This window comes from Chromobacterium indicum, assembly GCF_039708975.1.
Lineage (GTDB): Bacteria > Pseudomonadota > Gammaproteobacteria > Burkholderiales > Chromobacteriaceae > Chromobacterium > Chromobacterium piscinae.
Genome location: NZ_JAYFSJ010000003.1, coordinates 257,906 through 278,965 on the forward strand (window position 1 = coordinate 257,906; position 21,060 = coordinate 278,965).

The 21,060-nt window shown below is 57.1% G+C and carries 21 protein-coding genes; 11 read left to right on the forward strand and 10 right to left on the reverse strand.

Annotation, left to right across the window (positions count from 1 at the left end; translation table 11 throughout):
• Position 1: 1 nt before the first annotated feature.
• The 7 genes from VA599_RS06025 to VA599_RS06055 all read right to left on the reverse strand — a co-directional run bounded on the left by VA599_RS06025 (position 2) and on the right by VA599_RS06055 (position 5,041).
• Positions 2-316: a DUF2523 family protein gene (locus VA599_RS06025; protein ID WP_346787936.1), complete on the reverse strand. Its 315-nt coding sequence runs from the start codon at positions 314-316 to the stop codon at positions 2-4.
• Positions 317-324: 8 nt separating this feature from the next.
• Positions 325-1,941: a hypothetical protein gene (locus VA599_RS06030; RefSeq protein WP_346787937.1), complete on the reverse strand. Its 1,617-nt coding sequence runs from the start codon at positions 1,939-1,941 to the stop codon at positions 325-327.
• 103 nt (positions 1,942-2,044) lie between these two features.
• Complete coding sequence (locus tag VA599_RS06035) at positions 2,045-2,281, reverse strand: hypothetical protein (RefSeq protein ID WP_346787938.1); 237 nt, start codon at positions 2,279-2,281, stop codon at positions 2,045-2,047.
• Positions 2,282-2,345: 64 nt separating this feature from the next.
• On the reverse strand, positions 2,346-2,585 hold the full coding sequence (locus tag VA599_RS06040; protein WP_346787939.1) for a hypothetical protein: 240 nt from the start codon (positions 2,583-2,585) through the stop codon (positions 2,346-2,348).
• Between the two features lie 52 nt (positions 2,586-2,637).
• Positions 2,638-2,928 (reverse strand): hypothetical protein, encoded by a 291-nt coding sequence (locus VA599_RS06045; RefSeq protein ID WP_346787940.1) that lies wholly within the window; start codon positions 2,926-2,928, stop codon positions 2,638-2,640.
• Complete coding sequence (locus tag VA599_RS06050; RefSeq protein ID WP_346787941.1) at positions 2,925-4,718, reverse strand: replication endonuclease; 1,794 nt, start codon at positions 4,716-4,718, stop codon at positions 2,925-2,927. Before VA599_RS06050 ends, VA599_RS06045 begins: the two co-directional genes overlap by 4 nt.
• Positions 4,719-4,720: 2 nt before the next feature.
• Entirely contained in the window at positions 4,721-5,041 is a 321-nt protein-coding gene (locus VA599_RS06055) for a hypothetical protein (protein WP_346787942.1), read from the reverse strand.
• A 245-nt stretch (positions 5,042-5,286) separates the two neighbouring features.
• On the opposite strand from VA599_RS06055, the gene VA599_RS06060 reads away from it, so the two are divergent.
• The 3 genes from VA599_RS06060 to VA599_RS06070 all read left to right on the forward strand — a co-directional run bounded on the left by VA599_RS06060 (position 5,287) and on the right by VA599_RS06070 (position 7,117).
• Positions 5,287-5,892: a hypothetical protein gene (locus VA599_RS06060; RefSeq protein ID WP_346787943.1), complete on the forward strand. Its 606-nt coding sequence runs from the start codon at positions 5,287-5,289 to the stop codon at positions 5,890-5,892.
• A 148-nt stretch (positions 5,893-6,040) separates the two neighbouring features.
• Positions 6,041-6,685, forward strand: coding sequence for a GIY-YIG nuclease family protein (locus VA599_RS06065; RefSeq protein ID WP_346787944.1), 645 nt, complete (start codon positions 6,041-6,043; stop codon positions 6,683-6,685).
• A 78-nt stretch (positions 6,686-6,763) separates the two neighbouring features.
• Entirely contained in the window at positions 6,764-7,117 is a 354-nt protein-coding gene (locus tag VA599_RS06070) for a hypothetical protein (RefSeq protein WP_346787945.1), read from the forward strand.
• 205 nt (positions 7,118-7,322) lie between these two features.
• Here VA599_RS06070 and VA599_RS06075 read toward each other — a convergent pair whose 3' ends face one another.
• Positions 7,323-7,517 carry a hypothetical protein gene (locus VA599_RS06075; protein ID WP_346787946.1) on the reverse strand — a complete coding sequence of 65 codons (195 nt, stop codon included), beginning with the start codon at positions 7,515-7,517 and terminating at the stop codon, positions 7,323-7,325.
• 505 nt (positions 7,518-8,022) lie between these two features.
• On the opposite strand from VA599_RS06075, the gene VA599_RS06080 reads away from it, so the two are divergent.
• The 3 genes from VA599_RS06080 to VA599_RS06090 all read left to right on the forward strand — a co-directional run bounded on the left by VA599_RS06080 (position 8,023) and on the right by VA599_RS06090 (position 12,491).
• Positions 8,023-8,646 (forward strand): recombinase family protein, encoded by a 624-nt coding sequence (locus tag VA599_RS06080; protein ID WP_346787947.1) that lies wholly within the window; start codon positions 8,023-8,025, stop codon positions 8,644-8,646.
• A 192-nt stretch (positions 8,647-8,838) separates the two neighbouring features.
• Complete coding sequence (locus VA599_RS06085; RefSeq protein ID WP_346787948.1) at positions 8,839-9,846, forward strand: AAA family ATPase; 1,008 nt, start codon at positions 8,839-8,841, stop codon at positions 9,844-9,846.
• 17 nt (positions 9,847-9,863) lie between these two features.
• Positions 9,864-12,491, forward strand: coding sequence for a S8 family peptidase (locus VA599_RS06090; RefSeq protein WP_346787949.1), 2,628 nt, complete (start codon positions 9,864-9,866; stop codon positions 12,489-12,491).
• A gap of 28 nt (positions 12,492-12,519) precedes the next feature.
• Here VA599_RS06090 and VA599_RS06095 read toward each other — a convergent pair whose 3' ends face one another.
• A complete protein-coding gene (locus VA599_RS06095; RefSeq protein ID WP_346787950.1) occupies positions 12,520-12,792 on the reverse strand; it encodes a hypothetical protein in 273 nt (90 codons plus the stop codon).
• A 159-nt stretch (positions 12,793-12,951) separates the two neighbouring features.
• Between VA599_RS06095 and VA599_RS06100 the strand changes: the two genes are divergently transcribed.
• The 3 genes from VA599_RS06100 (at position 12,952) to VA599_RS06110 (ending at position 16,725) form a co-directional block, all read left to right on the forward strand.
• Positions 12,952-14,409 carry a 3-hydroxybutyrate oligomer hydrolase family protein gene (locus VA599_RS06100; RefSeq protein WP_346787951.1) on the forward strand — a complete coding sequence of 486 codons (1,458 nt, stop codon included), beginning with the start codon at positions 12,952-12,954 and terminating at the stop codon, positions 14,407-14,409.
• 88 nt (positions 14,410-14,497) lie between these two features.
• Positions 14,498-15,415 (forward strand): TIGR02285 family protein, encoded by a 918-nt coding sequence (locus VA599_RS06105; protein ID WP_104947831.1) that lies wholly within the window; start codon positions 14,498-14,500, stop codon positions 15,413-15,415.
• A gap of 2 nt (positions 15,416-15,417) precedes the next feature.
• The gene (locus VA599_RS06110) at positions 15,418-16,725 is read left to right on the forward strand and encodes a sensor domain-containing diguanylate cyclase (RefSeq protein WP_104947832.1); all 1,308 of its coding nucleotides are present in this window, start codon (positions 15,418-15,420) and stop codon (positions 16,723-16,725) included.
• Positions 16,726-16,996: 271 nt separating this feature from the next.
• On the opposite strand, the gene VA599_RS06115 is transcribed toward VA599_RS06110, so the two are convergent.
• Positions 16,997-18,496: an MFS transporter gene (locus VA599_RS06115; protein ID WP_346787952.1), complete on the reverse strand. Its 1,500-nt coding sequence runs from the start codon at positions 18,494-18,496 to the stop codon at positions 16,997-16,999.
• Positions 18,497-18,635: 139 nt separating this feature from the next.
• On the opposite strand from VA599_RS06115, the gene VA599_RS06120 reads away from it, so the two are divergent.
• Together VA599_RS06120 and VA599_RS06125 are read left to right on the forward strand one after the other, a co-directional pair.
• Positions 18,636-19,535, forward strand: a complete 900-nt coding sequence (locus VA599_RS06120; RefSeq protein ID WP_346787953.1) for a LysR family transcriptional regulator — start codon at positions 18,636-18,638, stop codon at positions 19,533-19,535.
• Positions 19,536-19,710: 175 nt separating this feature from the next.
• Positions 19,711-21,015 (forward strand): MFS transporter, encoded by a 1,305-nt coding sequence (locus tag VA599_RS06125; protein WP_104947833.1) that lies wholly within the window; start codon positions 19,711-19,713, stop codon positions 21,013-21,015.
• Positions 21,016-21,060 lie beyond the last annotated feature (45 nt).

Sequence of the window (21,060 nt, forward strand, 5' to 3'; positions counted from 1 at the left end):
CTTACCCGATCAACGGAATACGTCGAATGATGAAGCGGGTCGCGTAGGCCGACAGCACCACGGAAAACCCGGTGGACGCGCTGAAAAGGTCCAGGAAGTACCAGACATCGGCAGGCATGCCCGACAGCGCACTAGACAAGTTACTGGCCGCTGTCGCACCGGGGTACAGCTGGCTGTTGACCAGCACATTGACGAATTCCTTGACCACGAAAAACAGCGCAAAGAAGGTCACGAACTTAACCAGCACCGAGCGCAAAACAAAGCCAAGCGCGGTATTCAAGGCAGACAGCAGGATGCCAAACAGGGCAGCAGGCATGATTCACCTCATGCGGAAAGCAAGATAAACAGGCCGACCAGCAGCCAAACCACCAACATCGCCGCCGCTAGCGCCTGACGGTGCTGCTCCATCAGCGTGCAATGCTGATCCATCACGATGGACTTACCGAACACATCGAACACAGGTTTAGGACATTGCGACGCATGCCCTGGCGTCTGGAAGCCGCGCAACTCAGGAAATAACGACGTGAGCGGCTTTAGGATGATGTCCGCCGTGGGCGTATCCTCCAGCGTCGGCGCGGGTGTGTTTGGGTCAGGGCCCATGTCGATACGCGGCGAATTCATCACGTTAACGTTCTGACTCTGGCCCGGTATCGGTTGCGGGCCGGGCCCAGGGCCGGGATCTGGAACTGGCCCCGGATAGACCACAGGCGAAATCGGCACACCCGGAAAGCTCGGATTAGTCGCTGGCGCAAGCAGGTCACCCAGCGTCGGCATCTGGCCGGGATGAGCTGCTTGCCAGCTCGCCACGTCCTGCACAGTCAGCGGGTTAGTGGCGGAATAGGGTAACCCTTGGTAATTCGGGTCGCTTGCCGCCTTGCGCCATGCAGCGTTCGCCAAATCAGCCAATTGCTGCGCCTGCATCGGTAGCCCTTTGGAGGACGGGTCCATGTTGTTGTAGGCATCGTTCAGGTTGTCGAACTTCTGCGGCAAGAGCTGTGGATTTGGAAACCAAATCGAAGGTTCGGTAATCGTCGAAACGGAAGAAGTCCAAGTACCACCCGCTTGACTCCAATGCGTAACCTGTACCGTCTGCATAACACGTGGGTTCTGCCCCGTCATCGTCGGCTTTTCAATCGAAAACGAAACAAGCGTTCTCGGATAGCCATCGACATGAGGCGTACCCATCTGATTGATGGCTTGTTGTTCTTGGTACTGAAAATAAAGCTTGGTAAATCGAGCCGCGTCATCCAAGTTATTAACCACAACATCCTGCCCCTGTCGTCCAGCCGCCTGAAATACAAAATTACTGATAGTGATACCTGGAGGCATCACAGGATATGCATTGCAATCGCCGTCGCTGGCATGACACATAAAATTGCGGAAAACCAAACCACCAGAATTTGCAAACGTCATCCAAGGATCAATCACCGAAACCTGTACCGGCTTCGGCGGGACATATGGCATCGGCATATCGGCAGGCTTCGGCGTTACTTCAATCTTGCCATCCGCCGATACCTTGACCATCGACTGATTGACAGAAGATGCGGGGCCGGGTATCGGCGTTGGCGCATTACTGGTGAAATACCACGCAGCCCCTGCCGTAATCGCCAAAGACGCCGCAATGGTCATCCAGACCGGAGCTCCAGCAATAGCCAGAGCACCACCAGCCACCGTTGACACCACATTCGCCGCCGTCATTTGCGAACTGATGCCCTCCATCGTCGCCTTGAACACTGGGTCATTGGCTGCTTTTGCCAACCAGAGCGCATCATTGGCCGCCACCCCTTCCGCCGCCGCTATGCGATTGGCGACGACACCGGCAATTGCCCGATTCACTACAAAATTTTCGACCGGCGCGAGTACCGCGTTCGCGTAAACAACCTGCTGACCGAGCATCGAAAACAGGCAAAAGGCTAACAACCACGTTTTCCAAGGCCGCATAAACCCTCCCTACTGATTCGACATACCCTTGATGACCGCCCAGGCGCACGCAATACCCCAGGTAAACATCACCAAATACCAAAGCTGATTGATTGTCATGCATTCAATCCCGCAGCGAATCGCGCCGCACTTTAGCCAACCACCCGGCAAACAAATCTGTAAGTCTGGCAATCAGATGAAAGCACGGGCCGAGCACCACAACAAACGGGATTTGCCACCACGGGTAATCCTCAAAGCGCCAACTTTCTTCAAGCCACCACCAGCACGCCAAAATGACAAGCGCGCCCAAGACGAACCCAACCACCACACCCAAATTGAACATCTCAGGGAAATAAGCCATGTCACACCTCCAAGAAAAAAAGGGGAGGCAAACGCCCCCCGTTTCAGATTGGCGTTGCCGTCGATCAACGACCGCGAATCATACCCAGCACGGTCTTGGAGGCCTTAATTGCGATGTACAGGCCAGCCAGCAGACCAGAAATCGCCAATACGGCAGCGATGGTGGTGGTGAAATCCACTTGACCGCTGAGCGCGGTCAAGTCGGGACCGCCTGCAGCTTTGGCCGGGCCTGCAGCGAACGACAGCACCGGAACGATGGACAGAGCAACGAGCTTGGAGCCTTTGGAAGCCAGATTCTTGAACATTGGAAATTCCTCATGTGTTGAGAGTAAAACCGGGAAACGCCCGGACGTATCATCAGCCCCGGCGAATAAAGCCGAGAACTAAACCAATAGAGTGAGAAACAAAATACAGACCGACGACAGTGCTAAATGCGAGAGTCCATAAGCCTCCGGCATACGCATAGTCAAATGGTCCCAACGCAGCCTCAATGCCGGATTGCTGCGCGGCATCCATCAAATAAGCTTGTGTTTTCTGGGGTGCATACTGCTGGCCGTTGTCGTCGGGTGGGCAAAACATCCGCTGCGCCGACGACGCACTTTCGACAGGGATGCAGACCAGCACTTGCTGAATGCTGCCGACGCTCATGTCACGCCTCCTGCTCTTTGTTCGTGGACGGCGACGGTTGAAGGCCAACTTTTATCACCAACTCGGCGCATCGTGGCCGTGGGGGGGACGCGCGTCGTTCCGCCGCGCTGTGCCGCCGTACAGTTATTGACACGAGTCCAAGGCTCGCTCCGCTCGCGATTTGGCGCGAACTCGACTGTCCATTCGTGGAGCCGGGATTTGATGAAGACACCATCGGCACAATCGGCCACGCCCAGGATGCGGACGCCGACATCCTCGCCATAGCGGTTGGTGCGGCCGGTTTCACGGCTCAGGCGGATGGGCAAATCACCCAGCTTCAGCCCCGTTCCACCCAGCACCCGCACGAAGCCCGCCCAATCTCCAGCGTCGGCGGCTTCCGCTGCGCGGCATATCACCTCGCTGTCGATTTCGGTGCCGTCGTTCGCGGCGATGCGGCGCAGCTCGCGCCACAGCGTAACGGGCGCGACGCCCACCTGCTGGAACTGTCGAATACCCCAGCACGACGCCCAGGCCAGTACGCGCGCAGCCGCAGTGACCGTATCCATGCCGTCGAAGTTGACGCCCACCGGCTCGCCATCGCTTTTCATGCCATCCACGTTCTTGCAGACATACTTGGCGACGTACCCGGCAGCCGTGCCGCGCGCCCAATCGATTTCGACGCACTTGAAGCGGGCCTCTACATTGCCGGCCAGTTCCTCGCGGGCTTCACGAGTGGCGTATTCGCGAAAGATCGCGGCCAATTCGTCGGCCTGGTTGGTAGGAACAAAAAGCAGCAAGTGCCAGTGCGGGCAAGCATCGTGATGTGGCTCGGCAATGCGGAAGCCATAGGGGGAAATCTCGCGGCGATGCAGCTCCGCACGGATGCAGGCGTAAACGCCCGATAGGTATTGCTGGGCTTGGCGCGGCGTGCTGCCGCTATACTTGGCGTTCTCGATGACCCTGCGCTTGTCAAGCTTGCGGAAAGCATGAAAGCGAGATGGGCAGGTAATCGTCAGGAAAAGCGCCGCATGTTCCAGGGAACGGGCAATCGCCTCAAAACCGGCAATGCGGGTCATCAACTCCGCGCGGCGGTTATCTGGATTCGAAACTGACAGGTCAGCCAACTCGGCCAACGTGAACTCGTCGCCCAGCTCATTGAAAGCCACCAGGCTTTCCAACAATGAGCGGTTGCGGCAGCGCTGCGAGCGGAAGCGGGTCAAGGTGTCATCAGAGACATACAGCCCGGTTCGTTGATTAACCAGGCCGGTGCGGATGGCTTCCGCCTCTACCTTGCGGGCCACGCCACGCCGGAAAACCTTGCGCCAGAAGCCTTCATCGGTCAGGCGTTTGAAAATGCTTTCGTGGGTCACGCTCCGCTTGCCTGGCTGCGGTAGCCGCGTGCACCCTTCTGCTGCTTCTTCATCATCGAAGAAGAAAACATCGCGTTCCGCCAGATAGTCGGCCAAGCGCTGGAAAAGTGATATGTAGTCTGAGCCGTTGCACAGGCGCTGCACGGAGAGAATGTGCTGCACGGTTTCTTTGGCGGCTTGGCACAGTTCGGCATCGCTGGCGGCCAGATCGAGGCCACCGCCAATTTCCGCGAGATGATCGCGGCAGTCTTGCACGTACAGGTTGGCGGCACGACGGGCATCGCCGTCGTACCGGAACCCTTCGGAGAAAAGCAGCTTGTTATGCCGCCGCCGAATCCGCTTGGCGAACTGCTGGGGAACGGCGCGGAGCCAGCTATCCACCCACTCACGATCTTCCACAAGGCAGGCGCGGCGATACTCGAGCGACAGCGGGTGCAGCATGGTCAGTCCTCGATAGCGACGTAGCTGTTGACGACCGGGCGGCGGTTGAAACGCTCGCCGGTTTCCTTATCCGTGTACACGAACGACTTGCCACGGTAGCCACCGCAGGCGACCGGCACTTCGACCGTTTCACCTACCTGGCCGAGCCGCTTGCGACTACGGATTTCGACTGTTGCAGGCGGGCTGTATTGATCAGGTGCGGGAAGGGTTACCTCAGTGAAAACGGCGTCTTCGGCCTTACGGACGGCGTTAACTCGGCCAGCCAGAAGGGCCTGGTTGAAGCGGGGTTGATTCTTGGTTTCCACAACAGCGGGAGCACTCATTAGATAGTCCTCTTCAGGTTCATGACGAATCACCTCATGCAGGAGTCAGTCCTCGCGCCCTGCGCTGTGGGCTGACTCCTGCATGAGGGGGCATAGCAAGGCTCAACCAACAAAATTGACGTACAATTACCCATATCTTTGCCAATCAAGCCATGTTTTGTGTAGATTTACACAAAGAAATGGAAATGTAAACATTTTTGTGTATTTTTACCCACAAAGGGGAGGACTACTGCGTGACGAGGATCATGAAGAGCAAGGAAGTGAGTCAGAGACTTAAGAGCCTGATAGACAGGAAGTACCCTAGTAGAGGGCGCTTTGGTGTTCTAGCATCAACAAGCGCGATCACCGAGGCTCGTTGGCGTAACTTCTATTATGGTAAGCAAGAGGCTGCGCTCGATATGATTGACTTCTGGTGTAAAGCTTTTCCTGATGAGAAAAGCTGGCTACTCCAAGGGGATGATCCAGATGATAAATCAAACTACCCTTTCCATGCAGGCAGGATTCCAGTTAGCCGAGACGAACAAACAGTCGCTGAACGCTTAACATGGGTAATTTTTGAGTGGGCATCGCCAACTGGAGAAAAACTATTCCAATATTTAGAAGAAAAAGCAGATGGGCAGATTAAAGCTAATGAGTGGGCAAAAGTTATTCTAGGTGGGGAACAACCAAGACTTGAAATGGTTATATTAGTTGGCACATATAGACCTCATTTCACCGAGTGGATTTTGTACGGAATTGTGCGATCAAACTCTCAAGTTGACCCAACCGATATGACATCAGTTCGCCGGTGGATTGAGTCTGAAAAAGAGGCTCAAAATAAGCTTTACGAATATCTACGCAATGATGTATAAAAAATGAGCCTAGAGTATTACCTCACACTTACCATCAGTCTAAAAGAAAAGGCTTCACTCAATATTTTACATACAATTTGATAAACTTTTTTGGAATGTAAATATATTTCAACATGCAAGTCATTAAAATTTATTAACGAAAGAATACATGCGAATCCCTCCTGAATTACTTTCAGCCTTACCAATTGACCATTGTGGCGTCCACGTAGAAAACGAAATGGATGCACGCCAATTAATTTGGCTGATCGATAAGATAGGTGTAGAAAAAATAAGGAGGTCAGCCCAGAAGTACAAATACTACCCAGAAAGCAAGATTTTTGTATCAGTGCTATTAAAGCGATTTCAATTAAAGGTACCTGCTGCCATTTACGCTCCAGTCAGTAGGCCAATTTACCGCGTGTACATTGTCCCTTCATCAAGAGGCGCTGCTTTCAAAGTCGGCTATACCGGAAATTTGTTGGATCGTTTAAAAAGATTCGTACCCCATGGATGCCCACTGGATGATGCCTTTGACATTTCAAAAGGCACATACATTCAAGTTTCTAACAAGTCAGAAGCCATAGCATTGGAAAAGAAACTAAAGGCTTGTTGCGCCAACCTCCCTATAGAAGATGCATATAGCATGGGATATGCACCCTTTGGCGCAGGAGGCCACAAAGAATGGTTCACATCAGAAGCACTACCGCTGGCGAAAGCTGAACTTTGCACGCTAGGCTATACCTCTCGCAAAATAAGCGACGCATTAGGGTGGCCAGACCTACGGAGCAATTCAGAGACATTGGGTAGCTGTTGAGGGCGCACTTGCCCCTTCTCCATTCAATCTCCGATTCCGGTATTATTGAACAAGCTAAATTCAAAGGGAAAAGTCAAAATGCTTGGCTGGTGGATCATTATCGCGGCGCAGTCGCCTACGGAACTTGACGCATCCGCAACAACCATCCTTGCGAAATGGGAAGTCGCACCGGAAGGAATCAATTGGATTGTTGACTTGGTAGAGGCTGGCAAGGCAGAGCAGATCAAGTATGGCGGCTATCCTAATCGCTATGCCGTCAGAGCCACTCATGCCTTACCGGTGCTTGCAGATAAGCTCTTATCCGACACCTTCCCAACCACCAATGACAAAATGCAGCCCACATGGCTCAAGAATGTCGAGCTACATCCTGACCACATTGCATTGTGCTCACCAGATCAACTTTTGGTAATTGAAGCCTGGGATCAATCCTGAGGCCCCTGGCCAGTTGATACTGACCTACGCCTGGCCAACCAAGCGGTCTAAGCTAGGAATTTCGGCTTCAGAGTACCCACATAAAGAACAGCACTTCAGCCGCCTGCAAGACTGCCATGATGACTATCCAGCGGATTACCCCGGCCTTCATCTCAGCCATTCTCTGACGGAAATCAGGCTTTAGTTGCCGTAAGCATTGCATAGTTCAAAGCTCATCCAGGCTGGTCGGCACCGGCTCCGTGCCGTCTGCCAGCCTCTCATTCGCAATCGTGAGCTGATCTGCGCCTTCGTCACTTACCTTGCAGACCAGCAGCGTGCCGTCCCCGCGATCCTCAAAACTCAAAACGTCACCGATCATCCAGCCTACCTGAGCTAGCAGCTCATCGGATAGCTCCAGCACCTAGCCTCCACTATCATCACCGGCATCATTGAGTGGTATCACCCATCTATTGCTTGTTTCGTTCTCCATAAGCACTCACCCACCCCGTTGTAGCGACTTGTTTTAAATGGCAATTCAACTGACACCATCAGTGCATCGTACTTGCTCATGAAGTCCGCTCCAAGTGCAAAAATATGCAAACCTTGGGGCGCTGCCCCAAACCCTGCCACGGCCGCGTGGACCTCGGGGAACGGGGAAGAAAACCTTTCCCCGCCCCGAGGTTGAGCCTTGGGTCACTCCGAAGGCGTCAAGGAGCGTCCGCCGCTTCGCGGTCTCCCGAGCCGCCCCTTGACCCCTTCTCCGTTTCTTGAGGGGCTGCACAATATCAATTCTACTCTGTGGCGAGGGAGGGACCGAGCAGCAAACGATAGTTCCTTGATGCCTCAGAGTTGCATGCTGAACGGCTGCCAGAAATACACTAATCTGTTAAAATTCCCATCATTTTTTCAACGTCCGGCAACTGTCAATGAATCAACGGATCGGTTATGCCCGCGTATCTACAGATGATCAGAACCTGGATCAGCAACGTAACGCGCTGCGCCTGGCTGGGGTTTACTCCATCTACGAAGAGGCCTCGAGCGGCAAGACGGCTGTTCGACAGGAGCTTGACCATTGCCTGAAAGCGCTGCGAGCGGGAGACACTCTCGTGGTATGGAGACTGGATAGACTCGGTCGTAGCCTGCCAGACCTTGTGCAGATCGTCGCGAATTTGGAAGAAAAGGCGATTAGCTTCGAGAGCATCACCGAGAGGATCGAGACCACTAGCGCGGCAGGGAAGCTGGTCTTCCATGTGTTCGCGGCGTTGGCAGAGTTCGAGCGCAATCTGATTCGGGAGCGAACACAGGCTGGCTTGGTTGCTGCACGAGCAAGGGGCCGCTCAGGAGGACGCAAACCGAAGCTGGATGCTCGACAAATCAGGGAGATCAAGCTTCTGATGTCTGACCTAACCATTCCAGTCAGCCAAATCGCGGAGCGCTACAAGGTTTCACGGACAACTATTTACAAAGTGGCCCCTCGCAGCTCTATCCCAGGTAGCGAGTCTCAATCAGACGCAAACAGAAAAAAGTCACGTAGGCAAGGTGCCGAATGAACGCAGTAGGAATCGAACAAGCCATCACAGACCTTTCGGAGCAAGGGTATGCTGAATTTTATGTAACCGGACAATTCATCGCCGGTGCAAGCCGACCTATCCGTAAGTACTATGACCTCCAAGAACCACGAACTGCTGTCCAGAGTTGGACTTTCGAGGCGTGCCAAGGACAGGACTTTAAGGGGAACAACGATGGCGCAAGCTGATACTTTGGTTGCTCTGGTGAAAGCAGCCAGCACCGGTGACCACACTACATTTCAGAAATCGGCTGAGGCGTTGATTCAAGAAGAACGTGGCAAAGGGCATCGTATCCTTGCCGATCGCCTTGAGAAGGCGCTTCAATCAGTTTCTCGTCAGGCACCCCTATTTCAATCTCAAGTGGTTAGGCAGGGTTCGGCAGGCAGTAGTCCTCAGAAGGATCTAATTGTTGAAACAACACCGGAGCGCTCACTAGACAGCTTGGTGCTTGCCAACAACATACGCGAGCAAATACAAGAGTTCATCGAAGAGCAACACCGATCTGAATTGTTGCATGCTCACGGCCTAAGTCCAAGACATCGTATTCTGTTGGCGGGGCCACCTGGCAATGGAAAGACTTCTGTTGCCGAAGCGCTGGCGTTTGAACTCATGGTTCCTCTGATTGCGGTGCGCTATGAATCAATTATTGGTAGTTTTCTAGGTGAAACCGCCGGCCGTTTAAGAGCCTTGATTGATTACGCCAAAACCAGGCGTTGCGTGCTGTTTTTCGATGAGTTTGAGACGCTAGGTAAGGAGCGCGGGGACACACACGAGACTGGTGAGATTAAGCGGGTTGTTAGTTCTTTATTGCTCCAGCTTGATGAGCTACCTGATTATGTGGTGGTCGTTGCTGCAAGCAATCATGCAGAGCTGCTTGACAGAGCCGTCTGGCGCCGATTCCAGATGCGCCTAGAGTTACCTCGCCCAACTCGATCACAGCTAACGGCGTACATAACTGCAATCAGTGAACGCTGTAACGTGAAATTTGGGCTGGCTGCCGAGACTATGGCGAAGCGACTACTCGGGCTTAGTTTTGCAGAGGTTGAAGAGTTTTGCTTAGGTGTAGTTCGACGTGCGGTACTCGACCAAAAAGTCGATGATGCAAGAATGATTTCCACATCCAGGCTTGATCAATGGAAGACGCGACTATCACCTAAGAATCAAGAAAGATCAGACGAATAAGAGCCAAAGGGAAACGTATGCCTGCTGACTATTTGCCATTGCTTGTTTTTCCAGAAAAGCAAGTCCTACAGCCAGAAAAGGGAAAGGGGTTTCCACCCGGTGAGCAAAGGGTTCCGATACATGGAATACAAGTAACGCGTGTTGGCAGGCAAGTTGAAAAACTTGAGGATGACTTCGTACGATATCAGGCAAGCCTGACCGGCGGTTTAGCTGGACTCGAGCCTGAGATGGTGCTTGTGATTGAGATCGTTGGGCGGTTAGATGAGTTCAAACAGGCTGTCGAAGCTGTCGGGCTGGAGTGGCTAGGTGAAACAGAACTCGATGACCTTGAATCTGATGATGATGGCTTCTACGAAGTAGACGAATCTGGCCAGAGAGTTGGGCGCGCATTGAGTGGGCGCATGTTCCTAGCTATGAGCAATATGAACGGCTTGCGCAAAATCCTTTCACTGTGGGATCAGTGGAAGGAAAATCGACGGCTGCCGCATGGGAAGACGAAATGGGAAGTTGTCTTCAAACAACTTAACGTACTTCGCCGTTGGGGTATCGAAGAAACGCTGATCGAAACCCAAATGATTGACCAGTGGCGTAACTTTGTCGATCCCATAGAACCGGAGCAAAAGGTCGCTTTTCAAATTGAGCTTTTTTATCGTAAAAATCCTGAAAAGCGCAGAAAAAATGAAGCACTGATCCGTAGACTAGTGGCGAACTTGGAAGGAAGGACGCTCTCTGATTTTATCGACATGCCTCAGATTGCTTTTCACGCCGTCAAGGCTGAACTGCCTGCGCGCGCCATTCAGTCCCTTCTAAATCAGGTTACTGAAGGTGGAGCGAATATTGATATCGAGCTGTTTAAGTTTTCCGGCATCATGTATTTCCGACCTACAGGTCAAAGCCTAGCGATTTCTGATGATGGTGAAGGAGCGCCGGGCGCGTTCCCACAAGATGTAAGTGATCTAGCTCCAGTTGCTGCTTTGCTTGATGGCGCTCCTCTTCAGCTGCACGACGCGCTAAAGGATCGGCTTCTTGTTGATGACGTATTTGGCCTGGAGGATACCTATCAGCCAGGCGAGCGCAAGCATGGGACGGCGATGGCTTCCTTGATTCTGCATGGTGATCGCAGCAATTTAGAGTCAATTCCACTTCGCAGAAAACTGTACTGCATCCCCATAATGCAGCCTGACCATCAGACACTTTCACACAATGAGCACATGCCAGACGAAGTCTTCTTTGAAGACCGCATCCACATTGCTGTAAGACGTATGTTCGAAGGAACTGGTGACGTTCCAGCTCAGGCACCCTTGGTCAAGGTTATAAATTTGTCAATTGGTGACACCTCGAGAGCATTTATTCATACACCAAGTCCTTGGGCCAGGCTCTTGGACTGGCTTTCGTATCGGTATCGGGTACTGTTCTGCGTAAGCGCCGGAAATTATGATGACGGTATTGATATCGGGCTTAATCAGCAGCAGTTTGCTGCACTGTCCGAAGCAGACAAGATCAAAGCCTCAATCAAGGCCATTTCAAAAAATTTGTCTTTGAGGCGTTTGCTTTCACCCGCAGAGGCACTGAACGCAATCACAGTGGGGGCGGCACATACAGACAATTCCGGTGACGCTTATCCTCAGTTCGGCCAAAGAATGGATGTACTGCCATCGCAGTTGTTGTTTAGTCCCGCTAGTCGGTTTGGACTCGGTTTTCGGCGATCAATTAAGCCCGACATTCTGATGCAAGGAGGGCGGCAGCTTTATAAGGCTCCCATGCTTGCAGCCTCGTCGCAGTTTAGTATCGATAAGTCAGTTGCTGCTCCAGGCCAGAAAGTTGCAGTAGATAGCCGACAGCAAGGTGAATTAAGCAATGAAGTCTTTTCACGTGGTACCAGTAACGCGACTGCCTTAGCCACTCGAAGCGCAGCAAGGATCTACGACATGCTGGATAGTTTGCGCACGAACGAGGGAGAGAATATTCCTGAGACACTGATGTCTGTGCTCATAAAAACACTGCTTGTACACGGTGCGAAGCAAGATACAGAAGGTAAGAAACACATCGAAGCCGCACTGAAAGACAAAAGCAATTCGCACCAATTTAAGCAAGTGATTGCGCGTTATCTCGGTTATGGTGCGGTCGATATTGAACGCGTTCTCACATGCACTGCACAGCGAGCAACTGTTCTGGGGTGTGACGAGATTCGAGAGAATGAGGTGCACGAATACGCCTTTCCCATTCCAGTTGGCTTTTCTTCACAAAAAATCTGGCGGCGGCTAGTCGTAACCTTGGCGTGGTTTACGCCAATCAACACTGATCATCGTAATCTGCGAGAAGCCAAGCTCACCTTGGAACCTGGAAACGGTAATTGGTCCAGCCAACTGCTGAAGCTTGATCGTCAAGATGGCGATTACAACCAGGTTCAGCGCGGTACAGTACAGCATGAAGTGCTGGAAGGTAAGAGCCAGATTCAGGCTTTTGTAGATGGGATGAGTTTGCGCATTCGGGTTGTTTGCAAAAAAGATGCTACAGCTCGCCTAGACGCAATTATTCCTTATGGACTTGCCGTTACTTTGGAAGCCAAGGAAGATATACCGATCTATGAACAAGTTAGGTCTCGGATCAAACAGCCTATACGAATTGCACAAGGTATTCGTTGACCGGATCTGGAGAGGATAAGGGTCAGTTTCACAACACGTTGCTTGGGAGCCAGCTGCGAACTGCTGGAGATGGTATTTTTAATGGCATTACTGAATTCGTAATTTTCAACATGTTGTTATATAAAGTTTTTCCATAATTATTGATGACTGAGTGGGAATGATCTGACGTCGAGCCGACAGGCGCCAAAACATTCACAAGCCCGCATGATTGCGGGCTTTTTTCTTTTCCGTTTGGCAATATCGTCATCGGCCCTGCCGCTCTAGACACTCTTGAGTCGGGGGTGGACTGCGGCTTGCTCATGACGCCTCCTTGTTAGACCTGGCGCAAGGCTCTTGAGGTGTCTAGGAAAGGATAAACGATTCAGTTATTCTGCATGACCAATGGCATTGCGTGCCCGTTGGGTTGCCGAGCGATTGCGGCTGAGCTGGCTACTGAAACATCAAACCAAGGAAACGAGTCATGTGGAAATCAACGGCCGCTGCCCTTCCCCTGCTGATCCTCGCCGGCGCGGCCACTGCTGGCGCACAGAACTCCTGCGAACGCCTGCTTCGGAAACTGGACTCGCAACTCGCCGACGCCAGTTGCGTCGAAAGCCCCGATCTGACGACCCGAAACCCCAGCACTACGCCAAAAGATAACTCCTTGCCCGGCCTGCCTGATTTGGCGTTCATGCCGCGTGCCGACCGCGACATACTCGTGGCGGATCCCGCCCGCAGGCCGCCCATCAAGAAAGCAGTCCCCGGCCTGCAGATTCAGGCTCGCTTCGCCAAGGATCCGCTGGGGCAGGCGCGCTTCCTGCTGCGGCTGCCCAAGGACTGGAATGGCCGCCTCGTGGTGGCCGGCGCCTCTGGCGCCCGCAGCGAATTCAACGGCGACTTCGTCTGGAGCGATTACGTGCTGCAGCAGGGCTATGCCTATGCGTCGCAGAACAAGGGCGTGCTCAGCGCGCACGAGAGCACGGAGGCGGACCCGCTGGCCTGCCGAGCCGGGACTTCGGAGAATCCGCACTATGTCCACTACTACGACGACGATCCTGGCCAGGAATTCACCCGCTGGCGCGACTTCATGGTGATGGCCTCCGGCCTCGCGCGCCGCGGCGTAGAGGCGCAGTATGGCCGCAAGCCACGCTATACCTATGCGGTCGGCACCTCGAACGGCGGCTATCAGGTGCGCCGCGCGATCGAAACCGCGCCGGAATACTTCGACGGCGGCGTGGAGTGGGCGGGCACTTTCGTCGATCCCCGCGGACCGAACCTGCTGACTGGCCTGCCCCCGGCGATCCTCAACTACCCCGACTATCTCGCCACTGGCCGCTCGCCGACCAGCACCGCCGCGCTGAACATCATGGCGGCCGGCTATCCGCCCGACCTCGTCGCCGACACAGCGAATGGCCGGGTCTCGCTATGGGGCAATCACTATGGCTCATTCTGGCAGCCCACGCAGTGCCAATGGCAAAAACGCTTGGATCCTGGCTACAACACCTATGTAGCCGGGCTAGGCAAGTACAACTATTTGGCGAGGCTGTCCGCCTCGACAGTGGGCCGCAATGTGGCGGCCATCGCCACCAGCGGCAAGATCAAGCGTCCGCTGATCACGGTCGCCGGCACCATGGATGCGCTGCTGCCCATCGACCACCATGCGCGAGCCTATGCGCGACTGGTTGCCGCGGAAGGCGGCAAGCACGCCCAAGCCTATCGCCTCTACGAGATCCAGAACGGCAATCATGTCGAGAGCTACACGAACACATTCCCGCAGCTTGAGCTGATCGAGCCGCACGCGCAGCATGCCTTCGACCTGCTTGTCCGCTTTGTCGAACGGAAAACGCCGCTCCCGCCCGACCAGTGCGTCGCTCGCGGCGGCACGATCAGCGATGCGCCAGCGCAACTGCGGCACTGCCCAAATTTGCTGGCGCCTTGAGAAACGCCCCATCGGGGTTTGCGGGCGGATGTCGCGTCGCCCCAGGAACAATAGGCACGATCGCAAGTGTATTTAAAGGAATACGGAAATGTTGAAAGCCACCGCCGGGAAGATGCGAGCCGCTTCTTTCTGGACGTTCATTGGCGCAGGGATGGCGCTGTGCCATCTGATGATGAGCGCCAACGCTCGGGCCGACGACAACACCATCAGATGGCAAATGCCGGGCAATCCACCGGTCACCATCACCGACGGCCCCGACAAGGGCCAAGGGTACGCTGACGTTTTTCTGCGATATTTCATTGAGCGCACGCCCGAGTACAACAGCGTGATCGAACGCGCCAGCCTGGCTCGCGTTTCCGGCCTGATGAAGCAGGGCCAGCACGTTTGCCAGCCTAGCCTGCTCAAGACCAGCGAGCGCGAAGCGTATATGGAATTCAGCAACCCGGTCGAATTCGTGCTGCCGTATTACGTCGTCGTGCGATCCGATCGGGCGGCCCGCCTGGCGGCTTACCGCAATGCCGACGGGGCCGTAGACATCGCCCGGCTGATGCATGAGCTATCGTTGACCACCGTCCGCCAAGAGATGCGGGGATATACCCCTGTGATTCTGTCGGCTTTCACGGCTGCGGCCGGACAAAAGAACATCCTCCAGACGAGCGCCGACGACGTGGCGCCTTTCAGCCAGTTGGCCAGCGGGTGGGTGGACTACATCATCGCCTATCCGGACGAGGTCTATTGGTTCGCCAGGCATTTGAAACTGCCCACATCAGTCAAATTTATTTACCTTCCAATCGCCGGCCATTCTGAATACACGCTAGGGTATGCGGCTTGCACCAAGGGACCGTGGGGACGAAAGATCGTCAAGCGGGTCAATGAGATCGTCGCCAAGGCTGGCAGGCGTCCGCCATGGATCGAAGCGGAAGCCCGCTTGCTTGATCCGGAAGCCGCCAAACGGTACGAGGAGGTCTACGCCCGCTATTCGCCATTTCGTAGACAGGCCAAGTAAGCATGGACGCAAATCGCCAGACCAGAGATAGCGCCCGACTGCGCAATTTCCTTTTGATTTTCCTCGCCCCGCGTGGACTTGCGCGACGCATGCTGGTCTGGATCATCGGCATCAGCACGACGGCAGCGCTGATCGCGACCTCGGTACAACTATTCTTCGACTACCGAAGCGATGTGTCCGAACTCGAGCAGGGCATGCGCTACATCGAGCAGAGCCAGCTGCCTGGCCTTGCCGATGCGGCCTGGAACTTCAACGTCGCCGGCATGCAGGTGCAGCTCGATGGCATCGGTCATTCGCCCTGGGTCGCCGGCGCCACGATCCACTACGGCCCCAGCCAGTCGGCCGCGCTGAAAACCGGGAAGCTTGATCCCGACGCGGGGAGGCTCTTCGAGTACGTTTTGCGGCGCAATGGAGTGGTCGTCGGCAAGATCTACATTGAGCCCAATCTGCACACGCTCTATCGCCGCACCCTTGATCGCATCGGCATCGTGTTGGCGACACAGGGCGGCAAGTCGTTGGTGACTTCGATCAGCATCCTCTTGCTGATCTCATGGATGATCACGCGACATTTGACGCAGATGGCGGAGTTCGCCAAGTCCTTCGAGCCGGGGAAGCGTTTCACGCCCTTTGTGCTGCGCCGTGGCCCGCAGGGGCCGTACGATGAGCTGAGCGTGCTGGTCGATAGGCTCAACGATGCCTATGGCCGACTCCAAACCGCGCACGAATTCCAGGTTCGCCACAACGAGATCCTGAGCCAGGAAGTCACGCAGCGAACGACCGAGCTGCTCGAAGCACACCGGCAGCTAGCCCAGCTGGCCATAACCGACAAGCTGACCGGCGCGGTCAACCGACGAGGCCTGGATGAGGCTTTCAAGAGCGCCATCCCGCTGGCCGACCCTGACAGCCGCCCGCTTGCGGTGATCCTGGCCGACATCGACAAATTCAAGTCCGTCAACGACAGCCGTGGACATCTGGTTGGAGACATCCTGCTTCGGGAATTCACCGGCATCTTGAGACGCGCGGCGCGGGCGACCGACACCGTGGGTCGTTGGGGTGGCGAAGAGTTCCTGATACTTTGCCCTCAGACCACTCTGGAACAGGCGTTGCGCCTGGCCGAGCACTTGCGCGCCAGCGTGCAAGCGCATGCCTTCGACGAGATTGGCAGCAAGACCAGCAGCTTCGGCGTTGCGGTTCTGCGCAAGGGAGAAACAGCGGACGATCTGGTGAAGCGGGCAGATGAAGCCTTGTATCAGGCCAAGGAGGGGGGACGCAACAGAGTCTGCCCGGAAGCCCCGGATATCGAGAGCTGAGCTTGAAGGGAATTCGGATTCGCACGCAAACAAGAGCGTCGCGCTCTTCGCTCCCAAGCAGCCCTCACTTGAGATGCTTGTCAATGGACATGCACGGCGCCGAAGCCTCAACTTCACGCATCCAATCTTCATGGCGCCGCCTGAGTTCAAATAAATAATTCAAATTAAAATCAAATTATTGCACGCAAAGCTGGCCATCAAACGGAGCAAGCTCCTTAGGCCCACCATCTCGACGCCCCACTCATGCGGGGCGTTTTTTTCATTGCCCCCTTCAGGCAACGCCTGCCTCACCCTTGTTGCGCCCCAGCAAAACCAGCGCCATCAACGCCGACGACAGCGTCAAGGCGATCAACAGATACAGTAATCGCTGGAAAGCCCAGTCATAGGCATGAATCAACCGTCCGATGTCCGCCATCGGCAATAGCGCATGGGCCTGGGACAAATTGCCCGACGCCAGCCGCTGCACTGCGGCGGCCGGCGCGTTCAGGCCGGCATCGGCCAGCGCTCTGCCGGTAAGGCCTGCCATCAACGCGCCTATTGCGGCCAGCGCCATGCCCTCGCCCGCCACCCGGGTGGTGCTGAAGATGCCGCTGGCCATGCCGGCACGCTCTTTGGGCACCACGCTGACCGACAAGCCATCCATCAGTCCCCAAGGCAATCCGCTGCCGCCGCCGATCAATAGCAGCGCCAGCGCCATGGCGGGCGAGCCCGCCTGAGCCTGGCTGAGGCCGGCCAACCCCAGCGCAGCCGTCAGCAAGCCTGCCGCGGAAATGAAGCCGGCGGAACGCCAGCGCGTCAGCCATACCGCCAGCGACGGCATCGCCAGCATCGGCGCCGACAGCGCCAGCATCCACAAGCCCGCCTCGGCCTCCCCTTGCCCATCCACGCCGATGAAGCGCAAGGGCAGCAGCACCAGCAAGGCGACATAGCAATAGCTGGTTGCCAGCGGCAGGCACTGCACGCCGACAAAGGCCGGGTAGCGGAACAAGGACAAATCCAGCATCGGCCGCGCCGCCCGCCGCTCCAGCCAGATGAAGGCCAGCAGCAAGGCCAGCGCTCCCGCCAGCAGCGCCATCACCGGCAGGCTGCGCCATCCCTGCTGCGGCCCCTGCAGCAGCGCGGTCGTGAACAAGGCGAGCATCGAGGTGAAACTGAGCGCGCCCGGCCAATCCAGCCCCACTGCGTCCGGATCGCGCGATTCGCGCATGCGCGGCAGCGCCAGCAACAGCGCAGCCACGCCGATCGCCGCGCCGCAGGCGAAGATGGCGCGCCAGTCCAGCCATTGGATCAGGCCGCCGGACAACAGCGGGCCAAAGGCTAACCCCAAGCCGAAAGTCGTGCCCAACAGACTGAAGGCGCGCGTCCTCGCCTCTCCTTCATATTCCTGCGCCAATGCCGCCGAACCGCCGGCCATCGCAGCGGCGGCGGCCAGCCCCTGCGCGGCGCGCAAGCCATTCAGCCACCACAAATCCGGCGCCAGACTGATCGCCAGCGACGACGCCGCGAACAAGCCGATGCCGATGCCGAACAGGCGCTTGCGGCCATACTGATCGGCCAGCGCGCCGGCGGCCATCAGGCAACTGCCGAAACTCAGCATGAAGGCGCTGGTCACCCAACCCAGCGCCTGCGGGCTGCCGCCCAGCTCCCGCCCAATGGCCGGCGTCGCCACCGCGCCGCCGACAAAGCTCCACGGCAGCGCCAGCGCGGCCAGGCAGACCGCCGCCAGCACCGACCATTTCCCGCCATGCCGTTCCATTTGCTTCCTTTGCATTCGCCTCTCCTTTCATCCAGCGCGCGGCCATCGCCAAGCGCGGTTCTTGATGCGGCAAATGATAGGCAGGGCAATTGCATGGAAAAACAGGCACAATGTCATTTTTTTAATGAAATTTTGTCATCAAAGGAGGCGTTGCATGAACGGCATGGACAGCTTGAGCGGCCTGCTCGCCTTTGTCCGCGCGGCGGAGCTGGGCAGCTTCGTCGCCGCCGGCGAGCGCTTGGGCATTTCGGCCTCGGCCGTCAGCAAGAGCGTCAGCCGGCTGGAGGACAAGCTCGCCGCGCGGCTGTTTCACCGCAGCACCCGCCGCATCCGCCTGACCCAGGAAGGGCTGCTGCTGTTCGAACGCAGCCGCCGCATCCTGGCGGAACTGGACGAGGCCTCGGCGGAACTGGCGCACAGCGCCGCCGCGCCGCGCGGCCGCCTGAAAGTCAGCTTGCCGCTGATCGGCCACCGCATGCTGTCGCCGCTGCTGCCCGAATTCCACGCCCGTTACCCGGAAATCTCGCTGGAACTGGACTTCAGCGACCGCATGGTGGACCTGGTGGCGGAAGGCGTAGACGTGGCGGTGCGCAGCGGCGAACTGGACGACTCCAGGCTGCAGGCGCGGCTGCTGGGGCCGTTCCGCTTCGCGCTGGTCGGCTCGCCCGACTATTTCCGCCGCCGCGGCGAACCGCAGCGGCCCGATGATTTGCAGGCCCATGCCTGCCTGCGCTACCGCTTTCCCTACAACGGCCAATTGCAGCCATGGGCGCTGCGCGTCCCGGCCGGCTCGCCGCCGCAACCGAACGCCTTTCTCAGTTGCAACAGCATAGAAGCGCTGGCCGCCGCCGCCAGCGACGGCCTGGGCATCGCGTGGCTGCCGGACTTCGCGGTCCGCCGCGAGCTGGCCGACGGCCGCTTGCGGCCGGTGCTGGAGGATTGCGCGGCCGAACCCGGAAAGTTCTCCGCCGTCTGGCCCGCCAGCCGCCATCTGCCGCCCAAACAGCGGGTGTTCATCGACTTTCTCGCGGAAAACCTGCTGCCCACCCGATAAGGCGGACCTGATTTCATTCGGACGAGAAATGCAAACAGAATATGATTATTCCCGCAGGATGCGATTCCCGCGCTAAACTGGCGGCCATGCGCGAACGAGCCTCCGGCCAAGGCCTGGCTCGCTCTTTACCATAGCGATGCCGCAGACAGGCATCCCAGCACTCCGTGATTGATCCATGACTGACTCCCGCTCCACCCCGCTCACCCGCGCCGACTACCAGACCCTGGGCCTGGCCGCGCTGGGCGGCGCGCTGGAAATCTACGATTTCATCATCTTCGCCTTCTTCGCCACCACGCTGAGCAAGCTGTTCTTCCCGCCCGACATGCCCGAGTGGCTGCGCCTGCTGCAAACCTTCGGCATCTTCGCCACCGGTTATCTGGCTCGCCCGCTGGGCGGCATCCTGATGGCCCACTTCGCCGACCGCCTGGGCCGCAAGCGCGTGTTCAGCCTCACCATCCTGATGATGGCCGGCCCCTGTCTGCTGATCGGCCTGATGCCCACTTACGCCGACATCGGTATCCTGGCTCCGCTGCTGTTGCTGTCGCTGCGCATCCTGCAGGGCGCGGCGGTGGGCGGCGAGGTGCCCAGCGCCTGGTCCTTCGTCGCCGAGCACGCGCCGCGAGGCCGCCGCGGCTACGCGCTGGGCGTGCTGCAAGCCGGCCTGACCTTCGGCTATCTATTGGGCGCGCTGACCGCCACGCTGCTGGCGCGCGTGTTCACGCCGCAGGAGATGCTGGACTACGGCTGGCGCATTCCCTTCCTGCTGGGCGGCCCATTCGGCCTGCTCGGCGTCTGGCTGCGGCGCTGGCTGAGCGAGACGCCAGTGTTCCTGGCAATGAGGGATCGCCAGGACGAGCGCGCCGCCTACCCCTTGCTGAACGTGCTGCGCCGGCATAAGCACACGCTGCTGCCGGCGGCCGCGCTGACCTGCGTGCTCACCTCGGCGGTGGTGGTGCTGGTGGTGGTGACGCCCACCTTGCTGCAGCAACGCTTCGGCATGCACGCCGACCGTGCGTTCGCGCTCAGCAGCGTGGGCATCGTGTTTCTCAACATAGGCTGCGTGATCGCCGGCCATGTCTGCGACCGCATCGGCCAGCGCCGCAGCCTGATCCTCTACAGCCTGCTGCTGCCGGTCGGCATCGCCGCGCTGTACGCCGACCTGATCGCCGGCTGGGGCTGGCCCGGCCTCGCCTACGCCTTCGCCGGCCTGTGCTGCGGCATCGTCGGCGTGGTGCCGTCCATCATGGTGGCCATGTTTCCGGCCGAGGTGCGGGTATCGGGCATTTCCTTCACCTACAACGTCGCCTACTCGGCGTGGGCTAGCGTCACGCCGCTGCTGTTGATCGCCGCGATGCCCTGGAGCCCATGGATCTGCGTGCTCTACTGCGCGCTGATGGCGCTGGCCGGCCTGCTCTGCGTCCGCGCGGCCCAAAGCCCGCAGGAACCTTCGCTGGACGATGCGCTCTACCAACATGGGTAGACCGCCGCGCGGCGGTTTGACTCGGCCACGCCGGCCTGTTAGCTT